General features: G+C 44.4%; 15 protein-coding genes, 1 pseudogene and 1 riboswitch. Of the genes and pseudogenes, 10 read left to right on the top strand and 6 right to left on the bottom strand.

What is annotated here, in order from left to right:
• Positions 1 to 54: 54 nt before the first annotated feature.
• The gene (locus tag VIB_RS07285) at positions 55 to 1,386 is read right to left on the bottom strand and encodes an alpha/beta fold hydrolase (protein ID WP_004395314.1); all 1,332 of its coding nucleotides are present in this window, start codon (positions 1,384 to 1,386) and stop codon (positions 55 to 57) included.
• A gap of 509 nt (positions 1,387 to 1,895) precedes the next feature.
• Between VIB_RS07285 and VIB_RS07280 the strand changes: the two genes are divergently transcribed.
• A complete protein-coding gene (locus tag VIB_RS07280; protein ID WP_004395313.1) occupies positions 1,896 to 2,441 on the top strand; it encodes a sugar O-acetyltransferase in 546 nt (181 codons plus the stop codon).
• A gap of 89 nt (positions 2,442 to 2,530) precedes the next feature.
• Here the strand turns inward: VIB_RS07280 and VIB_RS07275 are convergent.
• A pseudogene (locus VIB_RS07275) lies at positions 2,531 to 4,013 on the bottom strand (carboxypeptidase M32).
• Between the two features lie 554 nt (positions 4,014 to 4,567).
• On the opposite strand from VIB_RS07275, the gene VIB_RS07270 reads away from it, so the two are divergent.
• The 5 genes from VIB_RS07270 to ltrA all read left to right on the top strand — a co-directional run bounded on the left by VIB_RS07270 (position 4,568) and on the right by ltrA (position 10,303).
• On the top strand, positions 4,568 to 6,253 hold the full coding sequence (locus VIB_RS07270; RefSeq protein ID WP_040904322.1) for a carbon starvation CstA family protein: 1,686 nt from the start codon (positions 4,568 to 4,570) through the stop codon (positions 6,251 to 6,253).
• A complete protein-coding gene (locus VIB_RS07265; RefSeq protein WP_040904321.1) occupies positions 6,240 to 6,512 on the top strand; it encodes a cory-CC-star protein in 273 nt (90 codons plus the stop codon). Before VIB_RS07270 ends, VIB_RS07265 begins: the two co-directional genes overlap by 14 nt.
• Before the next feature lie 66 nt (positions 6,513 to 6,578).
• Positions 6,579 to 7,562: an ArsA family ATPase gene (locus VIB_RS07260; protein ID WP_445206034.1), complete on the top strand. Its 984-nt coding sequence runs from the start codon at positions 6,579 to 6,581 to the stop codon at positions 7,560 to 7,562.
• 198 nt (positions 7,563 to 7,760) lie between these two features.
• Positions 7,761 to 8,396, top strand: coding sequence for a LysE family translocator (locus VIB_RS07255; RefSeq protein WP_004395310.1), 636 nt, complete (start codon positions 7,761 to 7,763; stop codon positions 8,394 to 8,396).
• A 596-nt stretch (positions 8,397 to 8,992) separates the two neighbouring features.
• Positions 8,993 to 10,303: a group II intron reverse transcriptase/maturase gene (gene ltrA, locus VIB_RS07245; RefSeq protein WP_000381813.1), complete on the top strand. Its 1,311-nt coding sequence runs from the start codon at positions 8,993 to 8,995 to the stop codon at positions 10,301 to 10,303.
• 187 nt (positions 10,304 to 10,490) lie between these two features.
• Here ltrA and VIB_RS07240 read toward each other — a convergent pair whose 3' ends face one another.
• Positions 10,491 to 11,864, bottom strand: a complete 1,374-nt coding sequence (locus VIB_RS07240; protein ID WP_004395309.1) for an alanine/glycine:cation symporter family protein — start codon at positions 11,862 to 11,864, stop codon at positions 10,491 to 10,493.
• 184 nt (positions 11,865 to 12,048) lie between these two features.
• Positions 12,049 to 12,153, bottom strand: a riboswitch (glycine riboswitch).
• Positions 12,154 to 12,602: 449 nt separating this feature from the next.
• Here VIB_RS07240 and VIB_RS17765 point away from each other — a divergent pair.
• Both VIB_RS17765 and VIB_RS07230 read left to right on the top strand, forming a co-directional pair.
• Positions 12,603 to 12,761, top strand: coding sequence for a hypothetical protein (locus VIB_RS17765; RefSeq protein WP_040904320.1), 159 nt, complete (start codon positions 12,603 to 12,605; stop codon positions 12,759 to 12,761).
• Between the two features lie 19 nt (positions 12,762 to 12,780).
• Positions 12,781 to 13,512, top strand: a complete 732-nt coding sequence (locus VIB_RS07230; RefSeq protein WP_004395308.1) for a hypothetical protein — start codon at positions 12,781 to 12,783, stop codon at positions 13,510 to 13,512.
• Positions 13,513 to 13,573: 61 nt separating this feature from the next.
• On the opposite strand, the gene VIB_RS07225 is transcribed toward VIB_RS07230, so the two are convergent.
• Positions 13,574 to 14,056, bottom strand: coding sequence for a YajQ family cyclic di-GMP-binding protein (locus tag VIB_RS07225; RefSeq protein WP_004395307.1), 483 nt, complete (start codon positions 14,054 to 14,056; stop codon positions 13,574 to 13,576).
• Between the two features lie 17 nt (positions 14,057 to 14,073).
• On the bottom strand, positions 14,074 to 15,132 hold the full coding sequence (locus VIB_RS07220) for a 3-deoxy-7-phosphoheptulonate synthase (protein ID WP_004395306.1): 1,059 nt from the start codon (positions 15,130 to 15,132) through the stop codon (positions 14,074 to 14,076).
• A 206-nt stretch (positions 15,133 to 15,338) separates the two neighbouring features.
• Here VIB_RS07220 and VIB_RS07215 point away from each other — a divergent pair, with 206 nt between their 5' ends.
• Positions 15,339 to 16,229 (top strand): putative PEP-binding protein, encoded by an 891-nt coding sequence (locus VIB_RS07215; RefSeq protein WP_004395305.1) that lies wholly within the window; start codon positions 15,339 to 15,341, stop codon positions 16,227 to 16,229.
• A 120-nt stretch (positions 16,230 to 16,349) separates the two neighbouring features.
• Positions 16,350 to 16,832 (top strand): DUF4442 domain-containing protein, encoded by a 483-nt coding sequence (locus tag VIB_RS07210; protein ID WP_040904318.1) that lies wholly within the window; start codon positions 16,350 to 16,352, stop codon positions 16,830 to 16,832.
• A 19-nt stretch (positions 16,833 to 16,851) separates the two neighbouring features.
• Here the strand turns inward: VIB_RS07210 and VIB_RS07205 are convergent, their stop codons facing one another.
• Entirely contained in the window at positions 16,852 to 18,201 is a 1,350-nt protein-coding gene (locus tag VIB_RS07205) for a hypothetical protein (protein ID WP_040904829.1), read from the bottom strand.
• Between the last annotated feature and the right edge of the window lie 33 nt (positions 18,202 to 18,234).

The following is an 18,234-nucleotide window of genomic DNA, read 5'->3' as shown; positions in this document are numbered from 1 at the left end:
AAGCGCCCAATGGCGCTTTTTATGATCTGGATGTCAGCAAAGTTAACTGCAAGCTTAAACCGTCATTAATTCATTGGCTTTTTGAGCGTCAATATTTGCAGCGATTTGGTCGCCCATGGTGACTAATTTATCTAAAATTCGCTCGCCATCGGCGCGAAGTCCGTTGTGTTCATATTCATTGGTGATCCACGCTGTTGAGTTGGCGATTTGCTTAAGGGTCGCGCGGCTAATATCCATATCGACAAACATATCATCAGCGTAAACCGCGCAACTGACCGGCACCTTATTTTGCGCTAGCACTTGCGGATGATACAGCGCAGGCCAATCGCTTTTGGCGGCCAGTTGCTGTGCTGCCGCTTGCAGTGGTTTTAAGCAGGCGTATTGTTCGAACATCCAAGGGAAAACCATTTCACCGGTAAATAAGAAGGTTTGATTCGGCTGGTAATCAAAGACTTGATACTCTTGGCGAATGCGTTGCGCGGACCAATTTGAAGCGCTGTGCTGACAGTAAATCGACTCATGCAAAATGGCGTAAATAGGGTTAGTTTGAAACGCTTGTTGCATGAGCATCTGATTAAGAAACTCATAGCTTAGGGTCTCTTGCCCATCCACCGTGATCAAGGCATTTTCCAGTAGGTAATAGGTGGGCAGAAAACTGTCACTCATACCAAAATTGATGCCGATTTGTTGAAACTGTTCAACGGTAAATAGTTGGCCATTAGGTAAGCGAACTTGATGGTTAAGCAGATGATTGGCAATACGCTGACATAAGGTTTGCGCTTGAGGGAACTGAGCAAAAAAGGCGTGGTTTTTCTCCAAAGTACGAGCAAACGTTGCGCGGTACACCTCATCAGCATGGGCGGTGAGCGAGGGCACGCCACCGGTAATGTAGGTGCGTGTTAAGCTCTCTGGATAGAGAGATAAATAAGTGAGCGAGCAAAAGCCACCGAAGCTTTGCCCTAAAATCGCCCATTGCTTCACTCCGAGCGCTTCACGAATGGCTTCTGCGTCGCGCACGATATTATCAGCACGGAAATGACATAAGTAATCGGCTTGTTGAGCAGCGTTCATGGTGGACAAAGTTTGATGGGAGATCACCGAGCTATTCCCCGTGCCACGTTGATCAAGAAGCAATACTTGATAATCTTGCAGCGCCCGTTTTAACCAGCCAGATAAACCATTAGGGCGCGGTGCAGGGAAGCCAGGCCCACCTTGAAAATACACCAGCCAAGGTTTTTGTTGCTCGCCATCAGAGACTAAACGAATTGCCCGCGCAAAAACCGAAATCGTACTTGAATCTGGGTCGTTGTAGTTTAAGGGCAGGGTAAAGGAGTGCGGAGTATAGTGTACTCCATTGTCAATAAAAGCAGTCAGGTGTTGCTGCATCACTATTCCTTGTTGATTATGGTAATTTTTTAGTGACATTGTCACTTATCGTGAGTCACAAAAGCAATTAGCAAGGTTATAGTAGTTTAGTGCTCGGTTCAAAGCGTCTGTAGCAGTCAGCCTGATCTTAATCACGCAGAAAATAAAAAAGCCAGTCGCAAAGGGCGGCTGGCTAAAAATGTGAACAAAATCTATTCACTAACAACGTCAGTTGGCTAGGTGATCCTCGGCTTAAAAGGATCAATCTATATAAAGCATTTAGCGTGCCAACTTTTCAATGCTACGAATGTCCATAAAATCAGTGCTTGTTTGAGTTTAATATCATTTGGTTTCATACTTTGCTTTGCAAAGTGCAATTTATTTTGCGTTTTGCGAATTTCAGTGGTGTGAGGGATAACTTGAGTCAGAGTCTGGTCATCACTTCACAGAGTGTGGGCGGCGTCCTTGCATGGAACTCATGATCCGTTTATATCGGGGATTATCCCTGATAGAAAGAGAGTCCTTACCTTATGAATGAATTTGAAAAAATGACCTTAGGTTTAGCGCATGATTCTGATAGCCCTGAATTTGGTATGCTAAGAAACCAAGCATTTGATCTACTTAAAGAGATAAATTCTCGCCAGTTTGCCGCGGCTCAGCCTTATCTCACGAGACTATTCAAACAGGTTGGTGAGAATACGGTGGTTTGCCCGCCGTTCTTTTGTGAGTACGGGAAAACCATTTCGATTGGTAACGATACTTACATCAATATGGGAGTGACGATGTTGGATAATGCGCCGATCACCATTGGTAATAACGTTTTAATTGGCCCCAACAGCCAATTCTATACACCCACCCATTCGCTTGATTATCAGCAGCGACGTGGTTGGACTTTTCAGTGCGCGCCAATTGTGATTGAAGACGATGTTTGGATTGGGGGGAATGCTGTTATTTGCCAAGGCGTGACGATTGGCGCTCGTTCGGTGGTAGCAGCGGGAGCCGTTGTGACCAAAGATGTCGCTCCTGATACCTTAGTTGGTGGTGTGCCAGCTAAATGGATCAAGACATTAAATTAAGTTGAAGAATAAAAATAGGGAGACGAAAAGTCTCCCGTTTGGATCTATCTCTTATCGGAAGCGACAGCGGTGTTAGCTACGTTGATTGATTAAGCCAAATAACGCGACACTAAATGCGCCTTGAAGTGTACTGGGTTAAGCACTTCACCCGTAGCTTGTTTCACCAATTCGTCAGTCGTCAGTAGGCTACCTTGACTCCAGATATTGTCATTCAACCAAGTAAAGATCGGGCTAAGATCTTTACGAGCAATCGCTGCTTCTACATCAACACCTTGTTTCATTGTTGCCATAAATTGCGCGGCATACATAGCGCCAAGGGTATAGGAAGGAAAGTAGCCAAAGCTGCCATCAGTCCAGTGAATATCTTGCATACACCCATTTTGATAGTTGCCAGCGGTGGAAAGGCCAAGATAAGCGCCCATTTTTTTATTCCATAACTCGGGTACATCAGTGTGTTTGATGTGGCCGTTCATTAGATCACGTTCAATCTCATAACGTAAGATAACGTGAGCTGGGTAAGTAAGCTCATCGGCATCAACGCGAATAAAGCCTTTTTCCACACGGGTATAGAGTTTTTGGAAGTTGTCAGCGGCGAACACGGCACTTTCATTCGCTGAGAAATGTTGCTGAGCTAGGGTGGCTAAATGTTCGATGAACGGTGCGCTGCGGCCCAATTGCATTTCAAAAAATAGCGATTGAGATTCATGAATCCCCATTGAGCGAGCATGACCAACTGGATTACCAGCAAAGGCTTTTGGCAAGCCTTGTTCATAACGCGCATGACCGGTTTCATGGACAATGCCCATTAACGATTGAGTAAACTCGGCTTCGTTATAACGAGTGGTGATCCGCACATCACTGGGTACGCCACCGCAGAATGGGTGCGTACTTTGATCCAGACGACCGTGATTAAAGTCGAACTGCAGTAGCTTCATTACCTCTAAACCAAGGGCTTTTTGCTCCTCTGCCGGATAATGAGCCGTCGGTAAAATGATCGGTTCGTGGGCTTTGCTTTTCTAGAACCTGATCAATTAAAGAAGGTAACCAAGTTTTTACTTCATTAAATACCTTATCCAGCGCTTGGCTATTTGTCCCCGGTTCATAGAGATCAAGCATGGCATCGTAGCAACTAAGACCGGTGAGATCAGAGCGAATTTGCGCTTCTTCTTGAGACAGTTTGACCACTTCGGCCCAATTTTTTTCAAAACCAGTCCAGTCGTTATTTTTACGTTGACTGCGCCAAGCGTGCTCACACTGCGAGCCTGCTAGGGATTGCGCTTTAACCAACGATTCTGGCAGTGCATTGGCCAGTTGCCATTGACGATGCATTTCTCGCCAAGTTGCTTTTTGTTGTGCGGTTTCGAGCTGCTCTTGGCTGCGAGCGAACCACTCGGCCAGTTGTGGCTCAGTCAGCAACTGATGAATATGAACGGATAATTGTGCCATCGCTTCAGAGCGAGCTTGAGCTCCGCCCGCGGGCATAACCGCAGCTTGATCCCAACCACAAATCGAGCTGAGATGTTCAAAGTGGGCAATTTTTTTAAAATGTTCAATCAGAGCGGTAAAAGCCATGTTGATTTCCTTATTCGATGATGCGTTGGCTCACGATGGTGAATAGGTAGAGCCTTGATTGGCAGTGCTAGAAAACAGAGTCTATAGAATAGGGGATTCTGACTGTGCTGGCTAATCGTTGTTGTTTAGGCTCAATTAATGAGCCTGATACGCGCTAAATTTCTATCCCTAGTTGATGATCCGTCACTGTCTTCTATATGGAGTCTTAATTTGCACCCGTTATACTCTTCCTACTTGAAGCTGCAGCGGTGTTGGCTACGTTCGTTACCCCAATCACATCGTTTGCCTATGCTCATGGGGATTCACTCACATGCCGCCTACCTGCAATTTCAAGTCGTTTAGGTATATCTATTATTTTCTTGATCCACTTTTGCATAGGCTGTATGGAAGATCTTAAGGTTAACGCGAAAAAATTAACTGAGAAGTGGCTCACTAATAGTACAAATAGGTTGCGAAGATGTTCAAATTTGTTGTGTTTTTATTTCTAGGGTAAATGTAAAGGTATTACTATCTTTTCGTGCATAACAATAATGAACGTTACAGTGGAGGTAGACATGAATGCAATATTCCTGATGCTAATGGGCTTAGGTGCCATGGCGCTGGGTTACATTTTTTATTCGAAATTTATTTGTGAAAAAATCTTTAAAGTCGACCCGCATTTTCGAACCCCCGCTCATGAAATGAATGATGGTATCGATTATGTACCAACCAATAAGTATGTCTTGTGGGGCCATCACTTTACGTCGGTTGCTGGGGCAGCACCGATTATTGGTCCTGCGATTGCCGTGATTTGGGGCTGGGTACCAGCCTTTATCTGGGTCGTTTTTGGCACGATTTTCTTTGCTGGGGTACACGATGCTGGAGCGATTTGGGCCAGTAACCGTAATAAAGCAAAATCGGTTGGTGCGTTAACTGGCGACATTATCGGTCCTCGTGCACGCAGTCTATTTATGATCGTTATCTTTCTTGTACTACTGATGGTGAATGCGGTATTCGCTGTGGTCATTGCCCGTCAGTTAATCAGCTTTCCCAGTGCTACTATCCCTGTGTGGGGAGCGATTTTGGTGGCTTTGGTGATTGGTCAGTTGATTTATCGTCGTTATATCGGGCTTGCGATGGTCTCGCTATTAGGGGTTATTGCTCTGTACGCGATGATTTATGTTGGCCCTATGATGCCGCTTTCTTTGCCTGATACTTTGATGGGATTGAATCCTACACAGAGCTGGATCATCATTCTGTTTGCCTATGCAGCTATCGCTTCTTTATTACCGGTTTGGATGCTGCTGCAGCCAAGGGATTATATTAACGGCATTCAATTATTCATTGGTTTGTTTTTAGTTTACGGTGCGGTTTTATTCGCCGGTCCTGATGTGGTGGCTCCAGCGTTTAACACTAATTTACCAGAAGGGACGCCATCACTGATCCCATTGCTGTTTGTGACGATTGCTTGTGGTGCGATTTCTGGTTTCCACGGTTTAGTGGCGAGTGGTACTACGTCTAAACAGTTAGATAAAGAACCGGATGTCCGCTTTGTTGGTTACTTTGGTGCAATTGGTGAAGGCTCTTTAGCGTTAGCGGCGATTATTGCGGCAACGGCAGGTTTTGCGACCTTAGCTGATTGGCAGGCGGTTTATCATGGCTTTGGTCAAGGCGGCGTTGGTGCGTTTATTAATGGTGGTGCCAACATACTTCAGCAAGGTTTGGGGTTAGATACTACGCTGTCACAAACGTTATTAACCGTAATGGTTGTTCTTTTTGCAGGGACAACGATGGATACGGGGCTTCGTTTGCAGCGCTATATTTTCCAAGAGTGGGGGAATATTTATAACATTAGTTGGATGCAAAAAGCACTACCCGCGACGCTCTTAGCGGTTGGATCTTGTGTTTTGTTAGCGTTTGGTGCTGGTGGCGATGGTTCGGGTGGTCTACTGATTTGGCCGTTATTTGGTACCACTAACCAGTTATTGGCAGGATTAACCTTGCTTGTTATTACGGTGATGTTAGTACGTTTAGGGCGGCCAATGTATTACACCTTAGTACCGCTAGTGTTTTTATTAATTATGACTACCTTAGGTTTATTGATTCAGTTGAAAAGCTTTTACGATAAGCAAGATTGGTTCTTATTTACGCTCGATATTATCGTACTGATTGCTGCTATTTTGATCACTTTAGAGTGCGCTTCCGCCTTGAATAAATTGATTAAAAGTAAGAAGGAGGCGGTGTTGAATGAAACTGAGTAAGATCCGAGCTTGTTTTAAGCTCGCTAATCATTACGCAGAAGAAATTTATAACGCGCCATATCGTTCGGCCATTGCTCGCGCTAAGCGCGAGCAAGACGATCTCTTTATGTTGCTGATCTTCTCCGAGATGATGGGGGTACCTAATCCGGCTAGTTATTACACACTGGAGTTACAACCTCTATTAATGGAGCGTTTTCATGATTGGCATCTGCGCATGGGGATGGCTCATTCACCGCTCGATCAATTTAGATGTTGTTAAACATAAAAGCGGCCAGACATTCACAGAGAGGAGAGAGCGGTGGCGTTATTACTGAATAATCAACGAGTGATTTTAGTTGGCGGAAAAGGTGGGGTAGGTAAAACCACCACTTCAGCAACGTTAGCCTTGTTAGCAGCAGAAAGAGGTCGGAGAGTATTAGTGGTTTCCACCGATCCTGCGCACAGCTTAGGCGATGCCTTTGACCGACCGATCGGCGATAAAATCACCCGAGTTGCCCCGAATCTTGACGGTTTAGAAATTGACCCAGATGAGGAAGTGGTTCGTCATCTTGAGCAAGTCAGCCGCCAGTTAAAACGGTTTACTCGTCCTGAGCTTTATGGTGCCGTTGAGCGGCAAATTCGTTTAACGGGGCAATCTCCCGGCGCACAAGAAGCGGCGTTATTGGAGTGTATTGCACGTACATTAGAGCATGGTCTACAGCACTATGATTTAGTGATTTTTGATACCGCGCCCACCGGCCACACTTTACGTTTACTCGCTCTTCCAGAAGCGATGGCGGCTTGGACACAAGGATTGCTGAAAAGTAACCAACAATCGGACAAGTTTGCCAAGGTGCTTGATCACTTAACGCCAAATAGTGGTAAAGATATTGATAACCCACTGAGCAGTCCAGAAGAGCATGCTACCAGTGGCCTTGATGAACGACACAAAGCAATTGCGGAAATTTTACTTAATCGACAACGGTTATTACAGCGAACGCGAGAAACGTTTTTGGATGGTTCACAAACGGCGATTTTATTTGTATTAACCCCAGAAAAACTGCCTATTTTGGAAACCACGCGTGCGGTACGCTCACTGACCGATGAAAAGTTACCTGTCGCTGGGATTGTGATTAACCGCATTTTACCGATTCATGCGGATGGCGAATTTTTAGCCTTGCGGCGTCAACAGGAAAAACAACATTTACAGGAAATTGATCAGCAGTTTTCCCATCTCAAGCGTTATCCGATCCCTTTACAAGCGACTGATATTCAGGGGGCCGACCAATTAATGGCGCTAGGAATGCAGTTTACCCAAGCTGGTTTCTAAGCCAAAGAAAATCGCTCAAAAGGTAAAAAAATATTACAGACAAGTGATTCACTCTCAGGTATAACGATTTTGTGATCTGAATCGTTATATCATTCAGAGCCGCAACAACCGCTAGGGAAGGCAGTGCAAAGAGGGCTTAGTCTGTTCTTTGCAAACTGTCTCTACGCAATTTGGTGTCAATGACTTGTGTGAGAGATTATGTATATTCAAAACTTTGAAGCGTTTTTAATTGCGATTACCATCTTAACGTTAACGCCGGGTTTAGATACCGCGTTAGTGATCCGCAATACGTCCCGAGCAGGTATGGCTGATGGCTGTATCACCAGTTTGGGGATTTGTATTGGTCTATTTGTCCATGCCACGTTTTCAGCGATCGGTATTTCGGCGATTTTAACCCAATCGGCTGAGCTGTTTCAGGTGATGAAGATGATCGGTGCCGCTTATTTGATTTGGCTGGGATTGTCTAGTTTACGTACTTTAATGAAGTCACCAAGCGGGATCGATATTGTTACCCTGCAACATACACAACTAAATCCTCGCCGTTCGCTACGAGAAGGTTTCTTATCTAACGTGCTTAACCCGAAAACCGCGGTATTTTACTTGGCTTTTTTGCCGCAGTTTATCAATCCTGAATATTCTCCTTTGCTACAGTCGTTATTAATGGCTGCGATTCATTTTGTCATTGCAATGCTTTGGCAGTGTGGGTTGGCTGGAACGTTGAGTTCGGCAAAAAATTTACTAAAAAATAGCTCATTTATGCGTTGGATGGAGGGGACAACCGGGGTGGTTTTGGTCGGATTAGGCTTCAAATTAATGACGGATGACATTGAATAGCTATCAATTTTCGAACAGAAAAGGGCTTGAGATATTCTCAAGCCCTTTTTTTGTGCGCCGAGCATGGCGTTGATCTAGGAGGTGAAAGTCCTCTACGGGCTCAGTCGAGCGGGAACCGTTAGCCTATGCAAGGGTGTTCATCGTGAGGTGAAATCTGAAGGAAGCAAATGGCAAAACGTGGTGATGACGAACAGAAATCTGATAGTAGGCTGTGTCGACTTGGGTAACCTAGCAATAGATAGAATAGCCCAACGACTCGACGAGAAGTGCGATGCAGTAAATCAGGCATGACCACGAGAAAGAACAACGTCTTACCTCGGGAGATCTTATTATCTGTTTCGGACGAAACTAAGCAGCCAGTGATGGATGCTGATGGGTAATAAGGAGTCAGCAGAAGGCATAGTACCTTGAGGAAGTACAACTTAAGGGAAGGCCGGAACTGAATAGGTCAAGAAGCAGTCGCCAGATATTCAAATCAGTGGAGTAACAGTAACGATGCGACCCATCTCTACGTTCCGATTGGTGAAGCCAAAAGTGGAACTGACGGAAACGAAGCGTAACAAGCTGATTTGGCATAGAAAGAAGGACGAGTCTTGATGGACACCACTCGATTACTCGAACAGATGTTCAGTCCGGGTAATTTAAACGCTGCGACCAAACAGGTGAAGCGCAACAAGGGGTGCGGTGGGGTAGATAGACTGACGATCACAGCGACCTTGGAAAAGCTTCGCCAGTTGGATAATGGGCAGCAACTTCGCCAGTCTTTACTGGATGGAAGTTACCAACCGTCTCCCGTTCTGGGTGTAGAAATCCCCAAGCCAAAAGGTGGAGTACGCCAACTGGGTATCCCAACCGTTCAGGATCGCATCGTACAACAAGCGATGGCACAGCTCCTGACACAGTTGTATGAGCCGAAGTTCTCAAAGAGCAGCTTCGGGTTCAGACCAAGAAGGAGTGCTCATCATGCTTTGTCGAAAGCGAGTGAATACATTCGAGAAGGGCGGGGATATGTAGTCGATATAGATCTGGAGAAGTACTTCGATACCGTCAATCACGACAGACTGATGTATCGGCTGTCTCAAGATATCGCGGATAAACGGGTGCTGAAACTGATCAGGAAATATCTACAAAGTGGTCTGATGCGAAATGGAGTGATAGAGCGAAGACAAAGAGGAACCCCACAAGGAGGTCCTCTGTCGCCGCTGCTCTCTAATATCGTATTGGATGAGCTTGATAAAGAGTTAGAACGTAGAGGTCATAAGTTCTGCCGATACGCAGACGATTGCCAAATCTACGTAGGTAGTGAAGCAGCAGCGCAACGGGTGAAAACCTCGGTTACGGAGTTCTTGGAGCAGACGCTTAAATTACGGGTAAACCGTGAGAAAAGTGCGGCGACCAGAGTGAGTGAGCGTAGCTACTTGGGACACCGCTTCAACGATGATGGTGTGATAGGTATCAGTGATGACGCCATGCATCAAATGAAGAAACGAGTGCGACAAGTCACCAAACGAAATAGAGGACGAACGTTCCCGGCAATCATCAAGGAACTATCGACGTATCTACGAGGTTGGCAGAACTACTTTAAACTGGGCTTAAGGCCGTCATCGATGAGTCACCTAGACAGTTGGATAAGACGCCGACTGCGGTGCTACCGTCTAAAACAGAAAAAGCGGAAATACAGCATAGCGATGTGGCTGATTAGTTTAGGAGTCGCCAAACCTAATGCATGGAAAGTCGCAGGTTCAGATAAAGGATGGTGGAAACTCTCACGGACGCCCCAAGTCAATCAGGCTTTACCCAACAAACGGTTGGAAGAGTTGGGGTTATACTCATTGTTGGAAGGGTATGAAACATTGAAAATCTATTCGGAACCGCCGTATGCGATCCACGCTTGTACGGTGGTGTGAGAGGACGGCGGGAGTGATCCCGCCTCCTACTCGATTAAAGTCAATTTATACCCTTCCTACTTGAAGCTGCAGGGGGGCTGCGTTCGTTCACCCCAATCACATAGCCCGTCTATGCTCATGGGGATGAACTCACTTGCCGCCTACCTGCAACTCCAAGTTGTTTGGGTATAGCAGTAACAAGATTACACTACGCTTTGGCTTTAATGGTTTTTAAGGCTGGTAATTGCGCTTCAAAATAAAGCTTAGTCTCTTTTATAACGACATGACGCAAAGCGATTAAGCCGATCAGGTTAGGAATCGCCATTAATCCGTTAACGATATCGGCAATAATCCAAATCAGATCGAGATGAAGAAAAGCACCAGAGGCGACTAAGCCGATAAAAATTACCTTATAAGGCAGCACAGCCTTGGTTCCCCATAAGAAGACTACGCAGCGCTCACCATAATAATTCCAACCTAAAATCGTGGTAAAAGCGAAAAAAATCAGCCCAACAGAAACCAGTAATGGCCCAAGGGTTTGGGCATTAAGGCCCGTGGCGAAGGCATGGGTCGTCATCGCCGCACCAGCAAAATCGCTTTGCCATGCACCGGTTAAAATCAACGCCAGACCCGTCATGGTACAAATGATGATCGTATCAAAGAAGGTGCCCGTCATTGAAATCAGGCCTTGTTTCACACAAGAGTCGGTTTTTGCTGCAGCGGCGGCCATTGGCGCACTGCCTAAGCCAGACTCATTGGAAAAGACACCACGTGCAATACCCGATTGAATCGCCAACATGATACTTGCGCCTAAAAATCCGCCACTGGCTGCGGTTGGCGTAAAGGCGGAAACCAACACCAGTTGAATCGCTTCTAGCAGCTTATCCCCATTACTGATGATGACACTCAAACAAGCAACGACGTAAAAAAGCGCCATAATAGGCACAACTTTACCCGCGACTTTGGCGATAGATTGAATACCACCGACGGTGACAAAGGCGACTAGGATGGTCAGTACAACAGCGGACATCTCTCGGGGTACACCGAAAGAAATTTGAGTCGCGTCTAAAATGGCATTAACTTGTGGGAAAGTGCCGATCCCAAAACAGGCGACACCCAGGGCAAATACCGCAAATAAAATTGCTAAAGTATTTGAACCTACACCATCGCGCAGATAATACATCGGTCCGCCGACCATTTGTCCTTTATCATCGACTTTACGGTATTTCACCGCGAGTAAGCATTCCGCGTATTTTGTTGCCATACCAAATAAAGCCGCCAGCCACATCCAAAATAATGCGCCTGGGCCGCCCAGTTTAATTGCCGTGGCAACTCCAACAATATTTCCAGTGCCAATGGTAGCGGAAAGCGCGGTGCAAAGTGCTGCGAAGCTTGATACATCACCTTGTTTATCGCCGGGTTCTTTACTAAATACCATTTTAATCGCAGAGGGTAGGTAACGAAACTGCAGTAAGCCTAAACGAAAGGTAAAATAGATCCCGGTTCCTACGAGTAGGATCAGTAGTGGTGGGCCCCAAATAAAGTGATCAATAGTTTGTAGCAGTGTTTGTAGGTTGGTCATTATTTCCCCTTAATAGTGTCAACATAAGGAGAAGAGGAAAGGGGCTGAATAATATATTCAGTCAAACTCACCGCGATAAAACAACACACAAAGAAAACCGTGCCACGATACCTGTGGTACAAAGTCATTATCAGCGTTGTTTAAGTAAAGTGAGCAAAGCCATAAGGCTTAGAATCATAAAACCTTTCACTCCTCTGTCCTTTTGCCTGAGAGTTTCACTCTGCTGATGTGATCAGCACAGCTTGCTCCTTCGGCGACCGATTGAACGGTTCTCTCCAGAGGTTCCTCCAACAACAGTCCTCGCTTTTATCTTCAAAAAAGAATAAAGCACCTGAAAGATTTACTTCTTCGGCGGGTATAGTTAACTAAGTGTTATAATTTAGTTAATAACCACTCTCCTGCTGTCTTCAACGGAACAATTATCTAGTGTTACAATAATTTGCTTGGCGATATTACCCAAAATAAAGTGTGATGTCATCTGCAAATTTAACGGTAAATGACTGGAATGAACAAAGGAGCGCAGTCCATGAGTCAGCGTAAAAAATCAGCACTGTTTGAAAAAACGCCACCTTCAAAGTGAACTCAGTTAAATTATTGACATAACAGCAGGTTAATCCATTTTTCTTTGACCTATTTGGTGTAATAAATGGTATAAAATAGCAAGCAGCAACAGGCTTGAGAGCTACACTTGTTTTACCGAATGTCATTGAAGTAGGCAAAATAAAACCGGAGCATACTATGACCAGATTGATTTTTATTGGGGTATTTATTGTTCTCGCTTTTCTTTTAATCCGTTATGGAACTAATGAGAAACTTCAAAAGTGGGTAGTGATTGTTTTATTATCGGCTTTTGCTCTTTATACCGCTTCGCTTGTGGTCACTGAATTAATTCGCTGATGCTAAATTGGGAGTCAACGTGAATCAAAAAAAGGCAGATGAACACCAAGATGTTGTTGTCATCGAACAACGTGACAAACGCAGTTACCTCTATATTGGGTTAGCGGCAGCATTAGGGTTGGCATTAGGAGGATTAGTCGGTTCGTCGGTGACAGAGACTAAATGGCAAACCGCTTATGCTGGTTTGCAGGTCAATGTTCAAGCGTTACAAGAAAATGCGAAGGCATTAAATGAACAAACGGCTCAGCAGGCAGAGCGACAAGAGCAAGAGTGGCAAGTGAAACTGCAACAGCATCTTGAGCAGCAAAAACAACAAAATCAAGAGCAGTTGGATCAATTAGAACAACAGATTGCAGAATTAGAAAAAGTTAACTTATCGTTGGATCAGCAATTAGCAAAGCAAAACAACGCATTACAAAGTGCTGATGAGAAAAATGCACGATTACATCGTCAAGCGGACATGCAATCGATACTTTTTGAGCGTTCACGAGAGTTATTTCAAAAAGAGCTAAAGATTAAGCAAGAAGTTGAACAGCTACAGAAAGAGCAAAAGCAGTTGAATGATGCTTTACCTATCTTGAAAAAAGAGTGTGATGTTTATTTAAAAGGCCAATCTTGGGATGCAAAATCGGATGCTTGTGATAAGCAAGATGCGGCGAGTTCAAGGTTAAGCCAAGTAGAACAAATGTTACGCGTTCATCAGCTGGATTTACAAGAAATTAAATCATTATCGGCTGAAATAGGTTTATAGCACCACGCGGTTAAGCATTGAAAAATCCAGCCTCTAGAGCAATAGAGACTGGATTTTTTTGTTATTCGCGAAAGTTATTATATTGGAAAGGTTGTTCTAGGTTACTTTCTTTTAAAAAGGCGATCACCGTCTGTAAATCATCGCGTTTTTTGCCGCTGACTCGAATTTTATCGCCTTGAATAGAGGCTTGTACCTTGAGCTTGGCATCTTTGATCATCTTGACCACCTTCTTGGCCAGTAATGATTCGATCCCTTGTTTAAATACAACATCCTTGTACCAGTTTTTACCTGAATGGACGGAGTCTTTTAGCTCCATAGCTCGCGCATCAACACCGCGCTTGGCTAAATTGCCACGCAGGATATCCAACATTTGATTAAGTTGAAAATCATCTTCAGCAGCTAATTTTACTGTCTCATCTTTGAGCTCGAAACTGGCGTCGACATTACGAAAATCAAAGCGTGTGGCGAGTTCACGATTAGAGTTATCTACGGCATTACGCAGTTCTACGGTATCAACTTCTGAAACAATATCAAAAGAAGGCATAACTTAAATTCCTTATTTTATTGAGTACGTCGAGTGTTTATCGCTTGCGCAAGGCGAGTGAGCATTGTTGCGGTATCATCCCAGCTTAAACAAGGATCCGTGATCGACTGGCCATAGGTTAAATTATTCAAGTTACACATGGATTGATTGCCTTCAATAAGAAAACTTTCAGCCATAATACCCGCGACCTTATGGCTGCCGGATTCAATTTGACGACCAATCTCTTCAGCAACTTCAAGCTGTTTGCGATGCTGTTTTTGACAATTGGCATGGCTAAAATCAACCACTAATCGTTCAGGTAAATTAAATTCAGCCAGTTGAGCGCAAGCGCTATTAATTGAATCTACATCAAAGTTTGGGCCACTTTCCCCACCACGTAAAATGACGTGTCCGTAGGGGTTACCGCTGGTGCGATAGACGGTCATGCGCCCATTTTTATCAGGCGAATAAAAGTAGTGTGAGGCATGAGCGGCACGAATGGCATCAATCGCAATTTTGACATTGCCATTCGTGCCATTTTTAAAACCGACAGGGCAAGAAAGTGCCGAGGCCATTTCTCGGTGAATTTGCGACTCTGTAGTACGCGCACCAATCGCTCCCCAACTGATCAGGTCTGCAATGTATTGCCCCGTGATCATGTCGAGAAATTCGGTTGCCGTTGCTAGTCCGAGTTTATTGATATCGAGTAACAATTGACGTGCTTTGTTTAAGCCAGCTTCTAACGCATAGGAGCCATCTAAATTAGGATCAGTGATCAGACCTTTCCAGCCAACCACGGTGCGTGGTTTTTCAAAATAGGTACGCATGACAATGAACAGTTGGTCACGATACTGATCTTGTATCTCACTTAATCGGCGTGCGTACTCAAGTGCGGCATGGGTATCATGGACAGAGCAGGGGCCGACAATGACCAATAAGCGGTCATCTTGACCCGATAGGATTTGTTCAATTTGTTGACGTGAGTGAGCAATGCGTTCGGCAACCTCATGGGTCACTGGATGAGCAAGGCTTAATTCAGCCGGCGTTGGCATTGGGCCAAGGGCTTGGGTTCTTAATTCATCAGTTTTTAATGGCATCATATTGCCTATTCTTTTATTGCGAAGCGCTAAAGATAACGAATTTAACTCAGAGAATAAACCACTTAGCATAAATGCAAGTGATGAAAACTGTAAACTTGATATTTTATTCACTTTAAATGAATTAATATTGATACTTGCCCTTGTGTTTGGTCAATGAACTCGGTATTTTCACCCTATACCAATCAAGAACAGATGGAGCCGTTATGAGTGTTGTATCACCCTCTTCAATAAATAAGCCGTTTGAGCAAGGGAATACCTTACCTCAATGGTCCCAACAAACATTGAGTTCGACGCTATTTGTTGTCATTTCAGAGTTGATCGCAGATAGCATTTTTTATCATCCTAGTTTGGTCACCGATCTGACTCAGCTATCTGAACGAGAGAAAAGCTCGCTGAATGCACTATTAAACGACCAGTCCATCGCTGAGCATTTTGTTGATACGTTAGTGGAGCGCATTGAACAAGCGATTAAACCCCATCACCAAAGCGTTCGTGTCTGTTTAAGTAATGAAGATAGTGCACAGAGTCGTGCTTTGCTTGGCGGAGAAAAAGTCACAGTTGAACCAAATCCGGCGCTTGGAGTGCGAGGTGTAGCTCGATTAACGGACAGTGAATACGCTGATGCATTTGAGTTGGAGTGCAACGTGATCAAAAGGCTGATCAGTAAAGGGCATCCTATTGAAATCGTCGTGCCTTTTGTTCGCTCGCTGAGTGATGCCGCTGGAATTATTGACGGCCTAGCTGAGCAAGGCTTGCCACGCGGTTTACATGGATTACAAGTGTCGTTTGTTTGCCAAGTTCCTTCCGCCGCGCTATTAGCTGAACGTTTATTGGCTTATTTTAATGGGATGCTGTTAGATTGGGACTCCCTTGCCCAGTTTACCTTAGCGATGGATAATACGCTAGAAAGCCTTGTTGAACGTTATCAGCCGACCGACAACGATGCCGTGTTTCAGTTAGCAGAAATGGCGATCAAAGCCGTTCATCAAACCTCTAAGCCGTTAAGTATATTAGTTAGTGAGCAGAGTGTGTCGACTAAAATTCAGCGCTTTTTGTCTGAGATTGCTCAGCCAGACTCGGTTTACTATTACTGAGTCTTATCTTTAAGAAGCCAAGCAAAAATAGCTTGGCTTCTTATTTTCTGTAACATTTCGTTGACATTTTCTTGGCTATCGAGTGAACTGGTCTGATGAGATCACAAGGAAGTTTTAACTATGTTTTCTGCTCTGACTAAAGCTAATTTCTATCTTAATTATTTCGGTATTTTTAAAGTTCCGCTGATTTGGTATTGCCGCCCTAAAATTTTGTTGTTGAATGAGCAAGCGGTTGAAGTACGTATTCCGCTGAAAAAGAGGAATAAAAATCATCTGAATAGTATGTATTTTGGCGTACTTGCCGTGGGGGCGGATGTAGCTGGTGGATTTATGGCCATGCATAAGGCTCAGCAGCGTGGGGAAGTGATTTCTTTAGCGTTTAAAGCCGTTAAAGCGGAATTTTTAAAAAGACCAGAAGGGGATGTCCACTTTCACTGTGTTGATGGTGCTGCGATTGATGCCATGTTGGATGAAACCATTGCGACTGGTCAACGCGTCAATCACGAGGTCAAAATCGTCGCCACTTGCCCATCACAGCATGGTGATGAGCCAATGGCAGAATTTTGGTTAACGCTGTCTGTTAAAGCGGTGAAATCAAAATAATCAGAGTAAAGAGAGTGACTTAATCTAACTCAATGACTTCAATGTCGACAATTTTGCTTCGGTTAATCACGATTTTCCAACGGTAATAACGCGGTGTCTGTTGATGATCGTCTTCTTTAATGATCAAGTTAATTAAGTGACGTTTTTCGACAGACTCTCGGCTGACTTGACCATTGCTAAGCTGATAAATTCGAGTCGAGCTTTTATCAATTAAGCGTGTTAACGGGCGTAAATCGATCATCATCGCTTCACGGGTTTCTTCATAACCGCTCATAAAGCGTGATGTTGACATCTCAACTTCAGATCGGTAATGAAGGATTTGTTCTTCACGTTGAACAATTCGCTTCTTACGAATAGCTTGAATTTTTTCTGGTAACTGGGATAACGATTGGTAATCCAACCATTCATCTTTTTGTCCAACTTGAGTTCCGGTACTGGGATCAAAGTAGCGGCGACGCCATTTAGGTTTGCCTTTACGGATCCAACGCCACATCATGTCGCGCAAATCATCTTTAAAAATTTCGCGTAGCGCGTAAATAAATGACATCGCAATAATAAATGAAGCGGTAATCTCTCCCCAATAGTCACGTGCCACAATCGCGGTTAGCGTAACCACGACCATGACTAACCCCGTTGCGACCCCCTTAACCATCCGTTTGATGTTATTACCCAAAGAGGTCACTTTCTCGTTAAGAATGATCGGGTGTTCAATTAAACGACGTAATAAACGCATTTTATTACTCAGACGGGTCATGTCGGTTCCCGCTTTGGCTGAGTTGTAATGGTTTAAGGCACGATGCGCTTGTTCTTTTTCAACTAAGGTGATGAGGCGTTCTTTAATGGTTTTATAGTCACTGTCACGGGTGAGATGAGCGACAATCGATAAAAATTTTTGTTCGGTATACCAAGAGAGATAGTTATCAATATTGGCATAATAGCGCTTAAGGCTTTCATCGTAAGGGATGGTTCTGCGTAATCGTTTTAGAATATCGAGCGATAGCTCGATCACCGTATCGACTTCATCAGCCGTGACGGTGTCACTAGTTGCATTGAGCTGATTAACGGCTCTATCTAAGGCGATAACATATTGATAAGCAAACAAACTCAAGCTCACCCGGTACTGTGTTGATGACAGGCGACCTCGTTGTGCTAATCGGCTATGGACAAGTGGCAGGAGAATTTTATCACTATAATAGGAGCGCTTTTGATGAATGGAGCTGTAAAAGAACTCCGACTCTGAAATGACTTCTGGGCTAAGGCCTAATTCTCCAGGAATAAAAAGATAAACATCCAAATCCAGTTTCTTACTGCCTGACATTTGAGTGGCAATCCTCAACGTGACAGCGTCATATTTATCTACCGTGATCAACGAAAGCTCCTGAAAAAATTGCTGAATTTTATC

Source organism: Vibrio metschnikovii CIP 69.14 (assembly GCF_000176155.1).
In the GTDB taxonomy this organism is placed as follows: domain Bacteria; phylum Pseudomonadota; class Gammaproteobacteria; order Enterobacterales; family Vibrionaceae; genus Vibrio; species Vibrio metschnikovii.
This window is presented reverse-complemented; position numbering and strand designations above follow the sequence as displayed.